16 protein-coding genes and 1 pseudogene are annotated in these 16,225 nt (G+C 36.2%); 10 read left to right on the forward strand and 7 right to left on the reverse strand.

Going from position 1 to position 16,225, the window contains the following annotated elements:
- Positions 1–833, reverse strand: a protein-coding gene (locus ABWU73_RS03580) for an IS5-like element ISWpi1 family transposase (RefSeq protein ID WP_094189578.1) whose coding sequence is annotated in 2 segments (ribosomal slippage) — positions 1–464 and positions 464–833 — 834 coding nt in all. Because the reading frame shifts where the segments join, the coding sequence is not laid out codon by codon here.
- Positions 834–1,215: 382 nt separating this feature from the next.
- Here ABWU73_RS03580 and ABWU73_RS03585 point away from each other — a divergent pair.
- The 5 genes from ABWU73_RS03585 to ABWU73_RS03605 are packed head-to-tail and all read left to right on the forward strand — an operon-like array spanning position 1,216 to position 4,647.
- The gene (locus ABWU73_RS03585) at positions 1,216–1,557 is read left to right on the forward strand and encodes a DUF721 domain-containing protein (protein WP_010082513.1); all 342 of its coding nucleotides are present in this window, start codon (positions 1,216–1,218) and stop codon (positions 1,555–1,557) included.
- 37 nt (positions 1,558–1,594) lie between these two features.
- Complete coding sequence (gene rpmB, locus ABWU73_RS03590) at positions 1,595–1,909, forward strand: 50S ribosomal protein L28 (RefSeq protein WP_006279619.1); 315 nt, start codon at positions 1,595–1,597, stop codon at positions 1,907–1,909.
- The gene (lipA, locus tag ABWU73_RS03595) at positions 1,902–2,765 is read left to right on the forward strand and encodes a lipoyl synthase (protein WP_077188099.1); all 864 of its coding nucleotides are present in this window, start codon (positions 1,902–1,904) and stop codon (positions 2,763–2,765) included. Before rpmB ends, lipA begins: the two co-directional genes overlap by 8 nt.
- 53 nt (positions 2,766–2,818) lie before the next feature.
- Complete coding sequence (gene ubiE / locus ABWU73_RS03600) at positions 2,819–3,535, forward strand: bifunctional demethylmenaquinone methyltransferase/2-methoxy-6-polyprenyl-1,4-benzoquinol methylase UbiE (RefSeq protein ID WP_264329578.1); 717 nt, start codon at positions 2,819–2,821, stop codon at positions 3,533–3,535.
- Positions 3,532–4,647: an FtsW/RodA/SpoVE family cell cycle protein gene (locus tag ABWU73_RS03605; RefSeq protein ID WP_264329579.1), complete on the forward strand. Its 1,116-nt coding sequence runs from the start codon at positions 3,532–3,534 to the stop codon at positions 4,645–4,647. Before ubiE ends, ABWU73_RS03605 begins: the two co-directional genes overlap by 4 nt.
- Before the next feature lie 441 nt (positions 4,648–5,088).
- Here the strand turns inward: ABWU73_RS03605 and ABWU73_RS03615 are convergent, their stop codons facing one another.
- From ABWU73_RS03615 to ABWU73_RS03635, 5 genes and pseudogenes are all read right to left on the reverse strand, one after another.
- A complete protein-coding gene (locus ABWU73_RS03615) occupies positions 5,089–5,346 on the reverse strand; it encodes a hypothetical protein (protein ID WP_213862938.1) in 258 nt (85 codons plus the stop codon).
- Positions 5,347–5,352: 6 nt separating this feature from the next.
- A complete protein-coding gene (locus ABWU73_RS03620; RefSeq protein ID WP_264329580.1) occupies positions 5,353–6,093 on the reverse strand; it encodes an Rpn family recombination-promoting nuclease/putative transposase in 741 nt (246 codons plus the stop codon).
- Positions 6,090–7,637 carry a group II intron reverse transcriptase/maturase gene (gene ltrA / locus ABWU73_RS03625; protein ID WP_006280223.1) on the reverse strand — a complete coding sequence of 516 codons (1,548 nt, stop codon included), beginning with the start codon at positions 7,635–7,637 and terminating at the stop codon, positions 6,090–6,092. The genes ABWU73_RS03620 and ltrA overlap by 4 nt, the downstream gene beginning before the upstream one ends.
- A gap of 37 nt (positions 7,638–7,674) precedes the next feature.
- Positions 7,675–7,818, reverse strand: coding sequence for a hypothetical protein (locus ABWU73_RS03630; protein ID WP_173862902.1), 144 nt, complete (start codon positions 7,816–7,818; stop codon positions 7,675–7,677).
- A gap of 454 nt (positions 7,819–8,272) precedes the next feature.
- Positions 8,273–8,518: pseudogene (locus tag ABWU73_RS03635) on the reverse strand (PD-(D/E)XK nuclease family transposase); the annotation flags it as partial.
- Between the two features lie 841 nt (positions 8,519–9,359).
- Here ABWU73_RS03635 and ABWU73_RS03640 point away from each other — a divergent pair.
- The 5 genes from ABWU73_RS03640 to ABWU73_RS03660 all read left to right on the forward strand — a co-directional run bounded on the left by ABWU73_RS03640 (position 9,360) and on the right by ABWU73_RS03660 (position 13,888).
- Positions 9,360–11,075, forward strand: coding sequence for an ABC transporter ATP-binding protein (locus ABWU73_RS03640; RefSeq protein WP_264329714.1), 1,716 nt, complete (start codon positions 9,360–9,362; stop codon positions 11,073–11,075).
- 195 nt (positions 11,076–11,270) lie between these two features.
- Positions 11,271–11,489 (forward strand): hypothetical protein, encoded by a 219-nt coding sequence (locus ABWU73_RS03645; protein WP_010962563.1) that lies wholly within the window; start codon positions 11,271–11,273, stop codon positions 11,487–11,489.
- A gap of 93 nt (positions 11,490–11,582) precedes the next feature.
- Positions 11,583–13,289, forward strand: a complete 1,707-nt coding sequence (gene argS, locus ABWU73_RS03650) for an arginine--tRNA ligase (RefSeq protein ID WP_010962564.1) — start codon at positions 11,583–11,585, stop codon at positions 13,287–13,289.
- A gap of 94 nt (positions 13,290–13,383) precedes the next feature.
- On the forward strand, positions 13,384–13,608 hold the full coding sequence (locus ABWU73_RS03655) for a hypothetical protein (protein WP_010962565.1): 225 nt from the start codon (positions 13,384–13,386) through the stop codon (positions 13,606–13,608).
- Positions 13,586–13,888 (forward strand): type II toxin-antitoxin system RelE family toxin, encoded by a 303-nt coding sequence (locus tag ABWU73_RS03660; RefSeq protein WP_233395579.1) that lies wholly within the window; start codon positions 13,586–13,588, stop codon positions 13,886–13,888. Before ABWU73_RS03655 ends, ABWU73_RS03660 begins: the two co-directional genes overlap by 23 nt.
- A gap of 1,001 nt (positions 13,889–14,889) precedes the next feature.
- On the opposite strand, the gene ABWU73_RS03665 is transcribed toward ABWU73_RS03660, so the two are convergent.
- On the reverse strand, positions 14,890–16,185 hold the full coding sequence (locus tag ABWU73_RS03665) for a Na+/H+ antiporter NhaC family protein (RefSeq protein ID WP_006280467.1): 1,296 nt from the start codon (positions 16,183–16,185) through the stop codon (positions 14,890–14,892).
- Positions 16,186–16,225 lie beyond the last annotated feature (40 nt).

Here is a 16,225-nt window from a genome sequence, read left to right on the forward strand (position 1 = left end):
TCAAGCATATTCCCTCTTTAACATAACCCTACTCATAGCTAGGTATATGAAATTCTCAGTGGATGTTGTGAGTAAATCATACTCCTTCGATAGCCTTCTATTCCTATTAACCCAAGCAAAAGTCCTTTCTACAACCCATCTTCTTGGCTGTACTTTAAACCCTTGTTCTCTTGTTGGTAGTAGCTCAGGTGGCGTATCTTTGTGCACCCAAAATCTACATGGAGGCCTTTTAACAATTTCAATATCTATGTCATATTCTTCCTTTATGTGATTCTTTAAATTTCTTCCTTGGTATCCCATGTCAGCCCACATTTTTTTAACTTTAGTATATTTTGTTCTCATATTGTTTAATGCTATTTTAATACCATCTCTATCATTTTCGTTAGCAGCGCCTACGTAACAACCTAGTATAAAACCCTGAGTGTCTGTAATTATATGCCTTTTTCTACCCTTTACTTTTTTACTTCCATCATAGCCTTTGATCCCCCCTTTTCTGTAGTCTTTACAGATTGACTATCTACTATACAGGCACTCGGCTGCTCATTCCTTCCTATTTTTCTTCTACTATATTTTGTAATTTCATAATTCATTTTCTCAAAAATTCCCTGCTTCTTCCATTGCCTGAACTGCTCATACACAGTCTTCCATAGCGGAAAATCATTTGGTAAATACCGCCATTGACACCCTGTACGCAATACATAGAAAATTGCTTCTAATATTTCTCTTTTGCTATACTTTGGCGGCCTTCCTCCTTTCTTGTATGATACTCTGAAGTGTTTTTCTATTCTTGCCCATTCCCTTTCGCTTAGATCTGTTGGATACTTTTTTCTCATCTTTACCCCGTACTAAAATTTCAGATATTATAGCCTTTTACTTGTTTCCGGACAACCTCTAAGGTTAATTATGAGGCAAAACAAAAATTTTTGAATGGAACGATCTTGACAAGTGCTACGTTGAGATAAGTTTTGCATAAAAATACTGCTTTTACGGTGTGAGGCTAGAGGTTTGTAAAGCAGTTAGCAGGTTGTCATCTAAGTAGCGTGACCAGAGCTAGATTCCGCGAACACGCCGCGGAATGACGACTATGCAATATGCGTTGCGGAGTGACGATTATGGTCATACCGTCACGGTATCTCACAAACATGTAGCAGTAATGACAAAATCTCAAGTTATATGTATACTTTTATATTATCTCCCTACTAAAAAAACAGAAAAATGCTCAAACGTAGCGGTCCAAAAAAATTAAAGTCTATAATTGAAAACTATGCATTAAAATGCATGAAAAATAAGATTAGTAAAAATGAAATACGTCTTATTTTAAACTGGCGAAATATAGTAGGGAAAGAAATAGCAGAGTGTACAAAACCGAAAAAGATCTCATATGCACAGAATATAAATTCGGGTGTGTTGCATCTGGTAGTAACAAATGGCAGCAAAGCATTGGAAATTCAGCATATGATTTCTCTTATAATAGAAAAAATTACGATATTTTTTGGCTATAAAGCAGTATATGGTATAAAAATTAAGCAAGAGAGTATTGACTATTTGACTATATAAGGTAATCTAAGTACATAGAATAATTTGGTATATTGAAGTGAGTAGAGTTTGTGAATTAACAAATAGAAAAAAATCTTTTGGTAATAAGGTATCACATTCGAATCGTAAAACAAAGCGTACCTTTCTTTTAAATTTACATAAGGTTACGTTGACAAGTGATATATTGAATAAAAAGTTTAGATTTCGTGTGGCAACAAGAACTTTGAGAACTATAGATTACAAAGGTGATTTAGATGCTTTTTTGCTTAACACAAGAACAATTAAACTAAGTGAGAAAGCGCAGAAGATAAAAAGAAGGTTGAAAAAAGTTTTAGTAAAGCAAGAGGTAGAGTTAGCCGTTTCAGATGCATAACAAACCTCAATGGCTCAGAGCAAAAGCTCCGACCGGTGAAGTATTCAATGAAACCTTAAACATCGTTAAACTGCATAACTTGCATACAGTGTGCGAAGAGGCTGCATGTCCAAACATTGGTGAATGTTGGAATAAACGTCATGCTACTGTGATGATTCTCGGTTCTGTTTGCACTCGTGCTTGTGCATTTTGCAACGTTGCAACTGGCATTCCTGATAAACTAGATCCTCATGAACCAGAAAATTTAGCAAAAGCAATAAAAAAGTTAAACTTAAAACATGTTGTCATTACTTCTGTTGATCGTGATGATTTACCAGATGGTGGCGCAAATCAGTTTATACAGTGCATAGAAGAAATTAGAAAGATAACTTCAGAAACAACAATAGAGATTTTAACTCCTGATTTTTTAAATAAGAAAGGAGCATTTGAAGCAATCGCTGTTGCATCACCTGATGTCTATAACCACAATATTGAAACAGTGCCGAGATTGTATGCAAAAATAAGACCACGAGCTCGCTATTTTCATTCACTATATTTACTGAAGATGGTAAAGCAGATTAATCCTAAAGTTTTCACAAAGTCAGGGCTTATGGTTGGTCTTGGAGAAACAAAAGAGGAAATACTGCAGGTTATGGACGATTTGCGCAGTGCTGAGGTTGATTTTATTACAATTGGTCAATATCTACAACCAACTCCAAAACATGCAAAACTTGATAGGTATGTTACCCCAGAAGAGTTTGAGCATTATAAATACATTGCTTACTCCAAAGGTTTCTTAGTGGTTGCATCAAGCCCACTAACTCGGTCATCATACCACGCTGAAGAAGATTTTAACAGGCTCAAGGCCTGTCGTTGACATTTGTGTTAATTCAAATTAATTTTTACTAATTATAAAGGAGTTTTTACGTAATGTCTACTATAAAAATCGAGAAGAAATCACAATTAGTTAAAGAGGTATTCGATTCCGTGGCAAGTCGCTACGACACCATGAATGATATAATGAGCCTCGGAATGCACAGATTATGGAAAGATAAGATGGTAAATAGTGTGCATTTTACAAAAAACTCTAAGGTTTTAGATGTTGCTGGAGGAACTGGAGATATAGCAATAAGAGTAGTAAGAAAAGAGCCAAGTGCTAAGGTTACAGTATGCGATATAAATCAAAACATGCTAAACAGAGGACGTGATAAAGCTATAAATTCAAACCAAATTAATTTTGATTGGGTATGTGCAAGTGCAGAAAGTTTACCATTTGAAGACTCCGAATTTGATTATTGCACAATAGCTTTTGGCATTCGAAATGTTTCTGACCGCAAGAAGGCTTTAAATGAGGCGCACAGGGTATTAAAACCACATGGGAAATTTATCTGCTTAGAATTTGCCCCTATGCACTATCAAAATGAGATATTTACCAAACTTTATGACTTATATTCATTTAAAGTAATTCCTAAAATTGGCAGCATAGTTGCTAAAGACAAGAGTTCTTATGAATATTTAGTGAAGAGCATCAGAGAATTTCCAACTCAGGCTGATTTTAAAATGGAAATTGAAGAGGTAGGCTTTAAGAATGTTGAGTTTCATAATATGAGCTATGGAATAGTGGCATTACACATTGGAACAAAATGAATATTAAACTCTGGTATAGAACGCTGGATTATTATCTCATCCTTCCAGTGTTTTTTTTGCTCACTATAAGCTTCATTCTTGTTTATTCAGCAAGCCCTGTAATTGCGCAGCGTCTTTTTCTACCACAGGATTATTTTATACGGCGCCATACAATTTATATAGTCCTGTCACTAATTACCTTGGTGACATTTTCTTTTCTCAACACAAGAACTATACTTAACCTCTCGTTCGCAGGTTTCATTTTATTTACTATTCTAGTAGCAATTGCGATAATACTTGGTATAGAGGTAAAAGGTGCGAAACGATGGTTACATATTGTCAAAATTTCAGTTCAACCATCTGAGTTTGTAAGGCCATTTTTTTCTGTTGTTATAGCTAGTATCTTGGCCAGCGAAATGAAGTTTAAAATACACATATCAATCATAATATTTCTGTTAGTTTTTGTGTTGTTACTTTTGCAACCTGATTTCAGTATGTCTATGCTTTTAACATATTCTTTTATCGGTCAAATGTTTATTGCATGTATACCATTTTTATACTTTTTATGCATAATAGGAATGGCCGCAACTGGAACTACAATAGCTTACTTATGCCTCCCACATATAAAGCAAAGGATTTACAATTTTGTCTTTTTTACGCAGCGCGATAACTTTCAAGTCACAAAGTCATTAGAAGCATTCAAAAGAGGTCAATTAACTGGAGTTGGACCTGGTGAAGGTAGCGTAAAAGCCTCTCTTCCTGATTGTCATACAGATTTTGTGTTTTCTGTTTTAGCAGAAGAATTTGGTTTGATTACGTGCTTAGCCACATTGATGTTATTTGGCATCATTTCCGCCCGCTTGCTTTACGTTGCATATAGGGAAAATGAATTATTTAATCTGTTGGTGATTCTCGGTATCTCAATTCAATTCATCACACAATTCATAATAAACATAGGGGTAACATTGAGTGTTTTTCCTACCACCGGCATAACCCTGCCGTTACTTAGCTATGGTGGTTCTTCTCTTTTATCTTCGAGCATCGCACTTGGCATAATGCTGTCTTTCAGTAGAAACCAAGCTATCGCATTAAAGTTTCGTGAGCGTGTTATGCTTGGAAGGTATATGGACTAAACTTGTACCGCTCACAACTATTATTGGTATCCCTCCAAAATGGGTATCTGTTCAGATGAGTGGCAAAATAAGGTAGACGAGAAAAGCAACTATAGGAACAAATGGGTGTCATGCAAGTAGCTGACACTGGTATCCAGTCCTTTTGCACAGTTCCATCAAAAACGTTGTAAAGCGCTTTCGTGTTTACCAACTTAGTGCCCAATCTGGATCCCAGACGGCTTTGTTGCATCGCTAGCTATGATGGATTAAAGATAAAAAAGATAGGGAATATCAGTAGCTTATTATTCTGGTATTTATAACAAGAACGGTCAATGAATACCTAAATTTGAGTAAAAGAAATTTCACTACCATTTACCAATCCGGCTAAAATTCAAGAATTTCAATGCTTTAGCTATTTTCAATAGAATTAAATTTATTAATATAAATAACAAATTACTATTCTTAAATTTGATCAGATTGATTGCAAAAAAACAAGATTTTCAATAGGTTGCTTATAATCCTAACTATAGTTAGCCTTTCATAAGTAGCGATGCAACAAAGCCATCCCAGACTGGGATGACAAAAAAAGGAGCACTGGAATTTTTGTTTCAGCATTAGCCATGCATCTGAACAGATACCAGAAAATATTCCACTGACATGCTGAACAACAAATACATCACTATGTCGTTTATCGCAAAAACTTATATTTTTCGTAACCATTCACACTTAATTCTGCAATTCTTTGATCTCACTCATAGAAAGACCAGTAGTTTGAGCTATAATATTAAAAGAAACACCTGCTTTAAGTAGATTCTTTGCGACTTCAATTTCCCTCTCTTTTCTACCTTCCTCTTTAGCAAGATCAAGTCTGTATTCAAGAATGGCTTCTTCTTTGCGCAGATCCATTATTCTTTCTTCATAAGCTACTAGATCTTTTTCATTCCAGTGAAACTTATCTAATTCATCATATGCTAGCTTTATTATTGGTGATTTTTCCGCAATTTTTCTGAGATCTTCGTCCGTTGTTTCATCTGCATATTTGAAAAAAAATAGCCAACGGTCTACTACACTTTCTAGTTGTTCTTCTCTACTCTTAGGAAATTTTGGCAGCTCTATGAAGATAAATTGAAAATCTTTTAAGTCATGCTCATTGGTTTTTTCATCTCTTATGGTATGGCTAGATATATAGTCAAGCTTATCAGGGAATAAGGTACAATTTGAAATCGCGATAAAGAAAATCTTCTTTAAATCAACGTATTTACCAGATTTATCAGCTTGTCTTGAGTAAGCCTTAGCAGCATAAAGTTGTGCGCGTTTTTCAAAGCCTTTATCACGAGCGAGCTGGTTAGGTAAGGAAGTAGTATTGCTACTACTCCCTCCCTTAGAAACGCAGCATGCAGGTTTCCCCACACTACGCTTGAGCCCCTTATCTAAGTCCTTCTTTTCTCGAACCGGCTTGTCCTTCATGATTCCTCAGAAAACATCATTCTTAATGGTGACACCAACAGTAGAGAACCTTCTCTTGAGAAAGAGCTTGCTAACATTTTTGTTTGTTTCACTCTTTCATCAAAATACTTTTTCCATTTTAAGTCAAGTGGATTTGCATCCGCCCTGATTTTAACATGTCGTCTGATAGGTATATCAATCAACCTAAGCAGTCTTAAATACCTTATCTCTTTCGGTTTGTTCTTGCATATGGGTGCAGCAAAGACCCATTGGCGTTGTTTCATTACCTTGAAGTAACGATTCTTTATCCAACGTAATCCTTTACGAGGATGTCTTTTCTTTGCCCATTTCCATAGAGCACACATAATTTCATGGTCTATTTTGTTAAAAGCTCTTTTCGCACACACATGGCTGTAGTAATTTCCCCATCCCCTTAATAGGGAATTGAGCAACTTGATTAGTACGGCCTGAGTGTTCGCTATGTTTGCCTTTATCAATGTACGTGCTTTATTAAGAAGTTTCTTAATACTTTCTTTTGAAGGTTTTATAATTAACTTCTTATTATACCTGCGTACATTACAACCAAGAAAGTCAAACCCTGTTGTAATAGATGTAATTTTTGTTTTCTCTTCGGAAAGGATAAGACCTCTCTCCTGAAGAAAGGACGATACTAGAGGTTTTACTTCATTTTCCAGTACTTCACGTGTGATTCCTGAAATGATAAAGTCATCTGCGTACCTGATTACATTTACTCCACTTCTGATTTTGCTTCTTCTTTTACTGCCAAGTTTACCAAATTGACTTTCCAATGATTTTTCAAGTCCATTTAGGGCTAGATTTGCTAGTATTGGAGAGATGATACTACCTTGTGGGGTACCTGCAGTTGTGGAATACAGAGTTTTTGATTCTAGGAAGCCAGCTTTTAACCAGCTATGAAGAATTTTCTTCTCCATAGGAATATGCTTCATGAGCCATTCATGGTTAATGTTATCAAAACACCCTTTAATATCACCTTCGAGTATCCATTGTAGTTGGTTACGGCTTGCCAGTAACAAGTGACAAGCCACAGTAGCGTCTGCGCAGGATCTTTTTGGTCTAAAACCATAAGAGTGACGATCACTGATCGTTTCAGCTATCGGTTCCAAAGCAAACAAGTATAATGCTTGCATGGCTCTATCTTTTATCGTAGGGATTCCAAGAGGTCTTCTTTTGCCATTAGACTTACTGATGTATATCCGTTTTAGCGGAGAAGGTTTGTATCCTCTTTGTTTTAATAGCTTTATTCCTTGAAATTTTGTGTTGCAAGTTGACCATATTTGACGATCTACACCTGCTGTGTTTTTTCCTTGGTTTTCAGTTACTCTCTTAACCGCCAAAGCTTTGCCGCTAAAAGAGCGTGTGAGAAGGTGTTGTAAAGTTTTCACCTTACCCCATCTGCCTTGTTGGACAGCCTTAACAATACGCCTCTGTAGCCTCATAACAACTTTTTGGCATTTCTTCCAGGGTAACTGGTTCCATGCTTCGGAGTTATTGGTAGGTGCACTTACAGTTGTACTTGTAATCATCTGCTTTCCTACCTTAAGTGGTTAACAAAGTTTCTTGTCATGAGGGACCAAATGGAAGTCTGCTCGTTTTCACGCGAATTAATGTTACAAATTCTATCCATTTCGTTACAAAATGGCATTCGCTTTCTCCATTATCCTTTACCTGCACATCCATCAGCATTCCTTGCGGGTTGCCTGCCATATAGGCGAAAATACAGGCTTATCCTGTTCCTTTTGTCATACAATAGTGGGTTAGGTGGCTTCTCTATACCGGTGGAATTATTATTTGCGTACATCCAGAAATGAAAAATGTAACTCATCCACATTACCTTTTGGTCGGAGCTTATCAGCATCTTTAGCTCTTTAATCGTTACGATACTTATGAAGCTTCACTTACGTTCACCATACCACTAAGCCTAGCCCTCCAACCACATGATGCTTGTAGTTTATGCTTTCTCTCACGATTGAGCATCTTCTTTATCAAGAGGAGGTTCATTGTCCGCGTCGCTCGGCACCAACTGGTTACCCAATTCGCACTGATGCGTAGACTCAGATGGCAAAACATCTGGTTCAATAAGCTTTAGAATCCTTTCAGTTTCTTTCTGAATGAATTCCTCTCCTTTTAAACAATATGACCGAAGGCTTTCAGGTCGCACCATCTCAATTATATACCTGTTCCCACTAGAATCCCTGCAAAGAACATCAACAATGCTTTGTTTATCAGAAGCAATTTCAGGATCCATTATAGTACTGAGGAATTCCACTTCTTGTATAGTATTTATCTCAGTAAACCCTAAAATATCATTCAAAAAATGTATGAGAATATTCTTATTTTTTTCAGTGCCAAATATTTTTTTGAAGGTCAAATCCAGCTTAGGGTCGAGAAACTTAGATAAAGCCATAGCCAAAGTGCTTAAAAATATTAATAATTATACACTATTATTAACAATTATTCAACCATATTTTTAAGTATAGCTATACCGCCGCGGCGCTAACACGTAGCGGGATGACGAGCTTATCGTCACGCTGCCACGAACCGTCATACCGCCGCGGTATCTCTTAACATAGATCCCTTACTTAACCGTCATACCTTAACATAGATCCCGCTAACACGTAGCGGGATGACGGTTGTCGTTTAGCCATAAAATTAAGAAATTTACCAAACGAAAAAAAAGGCAAAAGAAGCCCTAGGGTTATTATCTGCTTTAAAATATTGGCGTTTTTTATGTTTTAAACGCTTGACAAGCAAGATTTAGCTGCTTTTAATTGCAACTAACCTACGCTGCAAATGTTTAAGAAATTTACTAAGCAGAAAAAAAGACAAAGAATCCCCGAGTTAGCTAGTCTTTTACTATCTCTGTCGAGTATTGGCATTTTTTGATGTCTTGTAACGCTTTATAAGCGCGTTCAGCTTATTTAGATAAAAATCTAGATGTAGATGAAGTTTTGTAAAGACATACAGTATCTATATACTGCAAAAAATTGAACATAAGACGCCGATACATTAAGTAATCCTTACCTTTTAATCTGCAGATTGGCGAAAGCAAATACAATAGCTTCAGTTTCATGATAAGAGGGCTGGCGGAGTTTGTCAAGCAAGTTTTTCGTTTCTGCGGGCTACTACCCTTTCTTGGTGGACTAAAATCACAACAGCTGCAGAACCTAAATTGCTTCATACTACACCTTTCCCCTTTCCCCTGAAACTAAAATCTATATACTTAACTTTAGAAACTTTAAAATACGATGCGATCTAATATTAGGCAGTTATTTTACTATATAAAGCCTAATCTATCCTATTTTGTCATAGCTTTTATTGCAGTTTTATTTTCAGCCTTAACGATCCTCCTCTTTGGCAGAGGCTTAAGCAATATAATTGATTCTGGCACAGAGCACGATTTTACTACCAAACTATTAGTTGCAATACTTATAGTTTTAGCCATTTCTCTCACTGCATTTACTCGGTTATATTTCATTGGCATTGGCAGCGAGAAAGTTATCGCAAGAATCAGATATGACTTATATAGCAGTATCACTAACTTGCAACCAAGTTTCTTTGAGAACACAGGCGTACAAGATGTTATCTCAGCGTTAATTACTGATACCTCTGTGCTGCAATCAATAATAAACAGCAGCTTACTAACCATATTACGAAATTTTGTGATTCTGATTGGCAGTGTTGCTATGTTATTATATACAAATATACAACTAACTGCGTATGCAGCCGCAATAATACCTATACTACTCATTATCATGACCTCACTTGGAAAAAAAGTGCGTAGCTATGCACGCTTTGCCCAGGATAAATTAAGTGAGCTTGCGTCATTTAGTGAGGAAAATTTTAGATCTATAGTGACTATCAAATCGTTTGTACTCGAAGAAAATGAAAAAACCCGTTTTAAGGAGTATTTAAACTCAGTATCAAAATCATACGTAAAATTAGTACTCTTGCGTGCTATTTTAGTAACTCTAGTTATCACGTGTGTGATAGGTTCACTAGTTGTTTTGCTCTTTTTTGGTATTAAAGAAGTCTTAAGCAATAATATAACTATAGGAGAACTCTCCTCATTTGTGGTTTATTCAGTGCTCGCAACAGGAGCTATAAATAATTTGAGCGATAATATCAGTGATTTACAACGAGGTCTTGGAATAGTAGAGCGTTTATTTGAATTTAAAAATATGAAAAGTTCTATAGTAGATGCCGATGACCCTATAAAAATTTGTAGTGTTAAAAAAGGAATTTCGTTTAATGGTGTAACATTTTTTTATGAATCTCAGCTTGATAAGCCAGCGTTAAACAATGTATCGTTTTCTATAGAGGCTGGTCAGGCAGTATCAATTGTTGGACCATCTGGCAGTGGTAAAAGTACCATTTTAAAGCTTCTGCTCCGTTTTCATGATCCAAGCAGAGGCAGCATTACTATCGATGGGCACAATATTAAGTCAATTGCGCTAAATGACCTCAGATCGTTGTTTGGCTTAGTGCCACAAGATCACATGATATTTTCTTGCTCAATAATGGAAAATATACTATATGGCAAACCAGGTGCCGAATATGAGGAAGTGAAGCAAGCAGCCATCAGCGCTTATGCGATGGAATTTATTGATAAGCTGCCTGATAATTTTGATACATTTGTAGGAAAAAGAGGATTAAAACTTTCTGAAGGACAAAAACAACGTATTGTAATAGCAAGGGCCATACTCAACAATCCTCAGGTTTTAATACTGGATGAAGCAACCTCTGCCCTTGATTACAAAAGTGAGAACCTCGTGCAAAAAGCATTGAGCAAGTTAATGCAAAACAGAACAACAATCGTAATTACACACAGGCTATCAACCGCACTCAAGACTGACAAGATTATAGTAATTAATCATGGAAAAGTAGAAGAAGTAGGAACTCATGACTTTCTAATGAGTAAAGACGGGCTGTATGCAAAACTGGCGAAGATACAGTGGAATTGAAAGAAAATTTAAATCATACCGTTAGTTGATATGCTAGATTTATAATTAAAATTATTAAATTTTTAATTTTATTATTTTATAATGGTTCCATAGTTATCCGGAAATTTCGTGATCTGTAGTTTCTTTCATTCACGTTATATTCATAGCTTGTTCTATCTTAATGTAATTCCAATTTTGACTGTATAGGAGGTCTCTATGTTAAAACATAACTATAGTGATAAAATCAATAATCGCTATTCATATACTAACAAATTTTCTTATAGTGATGAGGGTGTAGACGAGACGATCAAGGATAAAATCACAACTGAAGATCAGGTAGTAACTGATGATGTTGAAGAGCCTGATGCTGGTAATGATGGTTACAGCGAAGGTATGGCTTTCTCTTACCATGGTTACGGCAACGACTTAATATAAACTCTGATCCAGGAAGATAAAATAGTTAAGATAAACCTTCAACTAGTCCCACTTATTCACTATACTGCTATAGATTTTATAGCAATATAGTGAATGAACATTTTTAAGCAGATTTCTTCTCTAATCTTTAGTAAATTGAATGAGTTGAAACAAAGGGGTGTTATAAGCACAAGTGCAGCAAACTTTATCATAGAGCCTCCAAGCAATAGAGTCCATGGAGACATTTACACAAATGTTGCTATGGTGCTTGCAAAGCATGAAAAGAAGAATCCCATTGAAATTGCAGAGGTTTTAGCCAAAGAATTTGAACTTTTTGATGAAGTTGCAAAAGTGGAAATAGCAGGCTCTGGTTTCATCAACATGCACTTAAAAATAGAAGTGTGGCATGGAATTTTAAAACAAATAAATGAGCTAAAAACAGAGTTTGGCACCCTAGATATAGGGAACAATCAGGCCATTAATGTTGAATTTGTATCTGCAAATCCAACTGGTCCACTGCATATTGGTCATGCAAGAGGGGCAGTATTTGGTGACGTTCTGGCAAATTTATTGAAAAAAGTTGGTTATAAAGTTACTAAGGAATACTATATTAATGATGCTGGAGCGCAGATAGATACGCTAATTCGGTCAGTATATTTGCGGTATAAGGAAGCTCTGGGAGAAAAAATCAGCATCGAAAAAGGTTTATACCCAGGTGAATATTTAAAACCAATAGGGACTGGGCTGGCCAAAAAATATGGCGCAGAGCTTCTAGAAAAGCAAGATAATCAAGTGATTAGAGACTATACTTTAAGTTCTATCTTAGAAATCATAAAGGAAGACATGAACTTACTTGGAGTAAATCATGATGTTTTTACTTCAGAGTATGAGCTACAAAAAAGTGGCAAAATTGAAGAGAGTATAAAGATATTGTCTGACAAGGGTCTAGTGTATGAAGGGTACCTGGAGAAACCAAAAGGCAAAGAAAGCGAAAATTGGACTTCCAGAAAAGAGATGCTATTTCGCTCTACAAAATTTGGTGATGACGTTGACCGTGCATTGAAGAAAGAGGACGGCAGTTGGACTTATTTTGCCTCGGATATCGCTTACCATTTTGATAAGATATCGCGTGGTTTTAACAATATGATCGTAGAGCTTGGTAGTGACCACGGCGGTTATGTCAAAAGACTCAAAGCAGTCGTCTCTGCGCTCAGTGATGATCAAGCAAAAATAGAGGTAAAACTGCATAATATTGTGAATTTTTTCGAGAACGGCAAACCTGTTAAGATGTCCAAAAGATCAGGAAACTTCCTAACAGCAAGAGATGTAGTGGAAGAAGTTGGCAGGGACATAACTCGTTTTATAATGCTAACACGCAAGAATGATATGGTCTTGGACTTTGATTTTGCTAAAGTTAAAGAACAGTCAAAAGACAACCCTATTTTTTACGTGCAATATGCGCATGCTCGTGCTCATTCGTTAATGCGTAATGCTCCAAAAGAGCTCCCAACAGCAGATCCTTCACTTTTAAGGACAGGTGGAGAGCTCTTCCTCATAAAAACCTTAGCAAAGTGGCCAGATGTGGTAGAAATTGCAGCAAGGCTTTGTGAGCCACACAGAATTACTTTCTACTTACTTGAAGTTGCAGAAGCGTTTCACGTTTTATGGGGGTATGGCAAGAGTGATTTAAACATGCGTTTCATACTGGAAGACAACTTAAACCTCACCGCTGCAAGAATGTTTCTCGTGCAGGCCTTAGCACACGTCATCGCTTCTGGACTTTCTATCTTCAATATAGAGCCTTTGGAAGAGATGAGTTGATTTTTTTATGCAAGATTGTTTTTTCAACGAATAGAGAAGTTGACAAAATTAAGTAAAAATGTTATAGTTTATAGTAGTATTTTCTGGTTAATATATGGCTCACAGTCAAAAAAAGCTCAATGTTAATGTAAGTTTTGACAGTAAATTGGCTCAGTATCTTACAGAAATGGCAGAGACTCAAAATAAAACTATTCCTGAAGTTTTAGTAGATTTAGTGGAAGAAGAGTTCGAAGAAGATGTAGAGCTATCCAAAATAGCTGACGATCGCCTCTCTGAAGGTGAAGAAGAAGTAGAGGATGATGAAAACATCTGGAAATAAAACTTACACTATAAAATTCTTAAAAAATGTTATTGAAAAAGAAATTCCAGCTCTTCCGGCAAAGATTAAATTAATGGTTCAGGAGGCCATAAAGAAACGCCTTACAGTTGATCCTTTTAATCTAGGAAAGCCTTTATGTCATAGCTTTAGAGGGCAATATAGGATAAGGGTTAGCAACTACCGTATAATTTACATCATAAATCATTCAGAACGTAAAGTACTTATTACTGCAGTGGGGTATAGAAAAAACATTTACAAACACAGAAGATTACACAATTAAAAATATAAGAAAGATCTCACCGCTGCAACTTGTCCAAGCCTTAGCACACGTCATTGCTTCTGGACTTTCTATCTTTAATATAGAGCCGTTAGAAGAAATGTGTTGATTTTTTTTTGTTACAATATGTAATGATCAAAATATTATTCAAAGTAGGGTAAAGTTATGACGATCAGTTTTAGGGAGTATTCAACTGTATTCACTGAAGTTGCGGAACAGACAGATTTAAATGGAAATAACATAATTGAAAGAATAAAAGGGCATTAGCATAGATCCCGCTAACAAGCAGCGGGATGACGGTTGTCAGGGTGTCAGGCTAGTACCTTCTCTTGTCATCCCAGTGCCCAGACACTGGGATCCAGAAAAGTTTGCTTGTGAACAAGCAAACTAGCATGGAAAGTGGTTACAACATTTTCGATGAGATTATATGGAAAACTGTATTCCAGTGTCAAGCACTGGAATACATCACAGGGGCACTGGAATGACACCCTTTACGGGCTCTTAAATTGCAACTATAAATGTTTAAGAAATTTACCAAATGAAAAAAAAGGCAAAAGAAGCCCCATGGTGGTTGGCTATTTACTATGTACTAAAATATCGGCGTTTTTTTTATTCTAAAACGCTTGATTAAGAGCGATTTAGCTGCTTTTAACTTGCAACTAACCTACACCGCAAGTGTTTAAGAAATTTACTAAGCAGGAAAAAAGGCAAAGAAACCCCGTAGTAGCTAGCATTCAAATTCTCCCTTGTCAATTTGACGTTTTTTGCTGTCTTAAACGCTTTGTAAGCGCGTTTCGGCTTATATAGGTAAAAACCCAGAAATTTTTAAAGACATGCGATGCACGTAGTGCGAAAAATTAAACATGAGACGCCAAATACCCTAAGTTTTTTGTCATTAACCTGCACAGATTGCGAAGATAAATAAATAGCTTCAGTTTCATGATAAGGGGGTTGGCGAAGGGTGTCAAGTAATTCCGTTCCTTATGGGTAAAAAAAGAGAAACTCTAAGTTGCAGCCGCACAATGTTTCTCTTTTCTGCTGTTGATGATTATTTCGCCTATTGTAACTGCCGCTAGAATAAAGCAATAATATACCTGTGTTAATAAAGAAATAGGTGATACAGAGGCGATGCTACCTGCTAGCAATAGTTGGGAACCATAAGGTAAGATACCTTTTGTAGCACAAGCAAAAACATCTAATAAGTATGCGCTGCGATGTGGCGCAATACTGTGTTTTTGTGCAAGCCTTTTTGCAATGCCACCACTTAGTAAAATAGCAATGGTATTATTGGCAACTAAGGTAGTAAACATAGACGCAATTCCTGCTATCACAAATTCAGCTTTAGTTTTTGTGATATTGCTTTCATCGATGAGTTTATGCAACGCTTTTTGACCTTGCTTGTACATTATATGGCTCAATCCACCGATAAATAGAGCAAATATCACTATTTCGTTTACTTTTTTGAAACCGTCATACACGTCATGAGGAAATTGAATGATAGCATAGTCAAAAAAAGTTATTCCTAGCACACCAGCAATAATTATGTTTATAGTTATTGTTACTAAAGTGGCGACTTCAAGCAGCCCCATGATTATTAAAGAAATGTAAGGAATAATTTTTATTATAGAATAATAATCTAAATTTGATATAGAAATAATTTTTGTACTATTTGAGGCAACTGCTAGGTAGATGAGTGTTATAATGCTGGCAATAAGTGCAACTTTAGAGTTCATTTTAAGTTTATCTTTTGCTGAAGCTTCCTGTGAAGAAACAGATGCAATGGTGGTATCAGATATCATCGAAAGGTTATCGCCAAACACGGCACCACCTACTACAGTTGCAGTTCCTATTTCGAGACCAAAAGCTCCACTTTTTGCCAGATTAACAGCTATAGGTACCATCAGCGCAACAACTCCCATAGATGTGCCAATTGCAGTTGAAATAAAAGCAGAAGCCAAAAATACTCCAGGCAGCAGTAATCTTGCTGGAAGGAAATTAAGAATTAAATTAGCAACAGTGTCTGCGCTACCGATTGATTGAGTCACCGCAGAAAATGCTCCAGAAAATAAAAAAATTAAACACATAGTAAGGGTGTTTTTGTCACCCATGCCCTTGATAACAGTATCGATGTTATGCTGAATTTTATTTGTACCACGTGAGACAGCAAAAAATAGTGCTGGTAATAAGCAGATTACTGGTGAAACCTGATGAAGTGGATTATCAGTTCCGATAAAAGAAAAATAAGCACCACTTCCAAGATACAAGATTAAAAAAATAATCAAGGGGACAAAAGCTGTCATTTTACTGTACCTAAACTTATAACTATAACTAATTAAGTGG

The organism is Wolbachia endosymbiont (group A) of Andrena helvola, from assembly GCF_964028415.1.
Taxonomy (GTDB): domain Bacteria; phylum Pseudomonadota; class Alphaproteobacteria; order Rickettsiales; family Anaplasmataceae; genus Wolbachia; species Wolbachia pipientis.

Excerpts from the sequence above, each read along its gene's own strand:
- ABWU73_RS03585 (WP_010082513.1), top strand. The coding sequence starts at position 1,216 with ATGCTCAAACGTAGCGGTCCAAAAAAATTAAAGTCTATAATTGAAAAC.
- lipA (WP_077188099.1), top strand. The coding sequence starts at position 1,902 with ATGCATAACAAACCTCAATGGCTCAGAGCAAAAGCTCCGACCGGTGAA.
- ubiE (WP_264329578.1), top strand. The coding sequence starts at position 2,819 with ATGTCTACTATAAAAATCGAGAAGAAATCACAATTAGTTAAAGAGGTA.
- ABWU73_RS03605 (WP_264329579.1), top strand. The coding sequence starts at position 3,532 with ATGAATATTAAACTCTGGTATAGAACGCTGGATTATTATCTCATCCTT.
- ABWU73_RS03615 (WP_213862938.1), bottom strand. The coding sequence starts at position 5,346 with ATGGTTACGAAAAATATAAGTTTTTGCGATAAACGACATAGTGATGTA.
- ABWU73_RS03620 (WP_264329580.1), bottom strand. The coding sequence starts at position 6,093 with ATGAAGGACAAGCCGGTTCGAGAAAAGAAGGACTTAGATAAGGGGCTC.
- ltrA (WP_006280223.1), bottom strand. The coding sequence starts at position 7,637 with ATGATTACAAGTACAACTGTAAGTGCACCTACCAATAACTCCGAAGCA.
- ABWU73_RS03630 (WP_173862902.1), bottom strand. The coding sequence starts at position 7,818 with ATGGCAGGCAACCCGCAAGGAATGCTGATGGATGTGCAGGTAAAGGAT.
- ABWU73_RS03640 (WP_264329714.1), top strand. The coding sequence starts at position 9,360 with ATGCGATCTAATATTAGGCAGTTATTTTACTATATAAAGCCTAATCTA.
- ABWU73_RS03645 (WP_010962563.1), top strand. The coding sequence starts at position 11,271 with ATGTTAAAACATAACTATAGTGATAAAATCAATAATCGCTATTCATAT.
- argS (WP_010962564.1), top strand. The coding sequence starts at position 11,583 with ATGAACATTTTTAAGCAGATTTCTTCTCTAATCTTTAGTAAATTGAAT.
- ABWU73_RS03655 (WP_010962565.1), top strand. The coding sequence starts at position 13,384 with ATGGCTCACAGTCAAAAAAAGCTCAATGTTAATGTAAGTTTTGACAGT.
- ABWU73_RS03660 (WP_233395579.1), top strand. The coding sequence starts at position 13,586 with ATGATGAAAACATCTGGAAATAAAACTTACACTATAAAATTCTTAAAA.
- ABWU73_RS03665 (WP_006280467.1), bottom strand. The coding sequence starts at position 16,185 with ATGACAGCTTTTGTCCCCTTGATTATTTTTTTAATCTTGTATCTTGGA.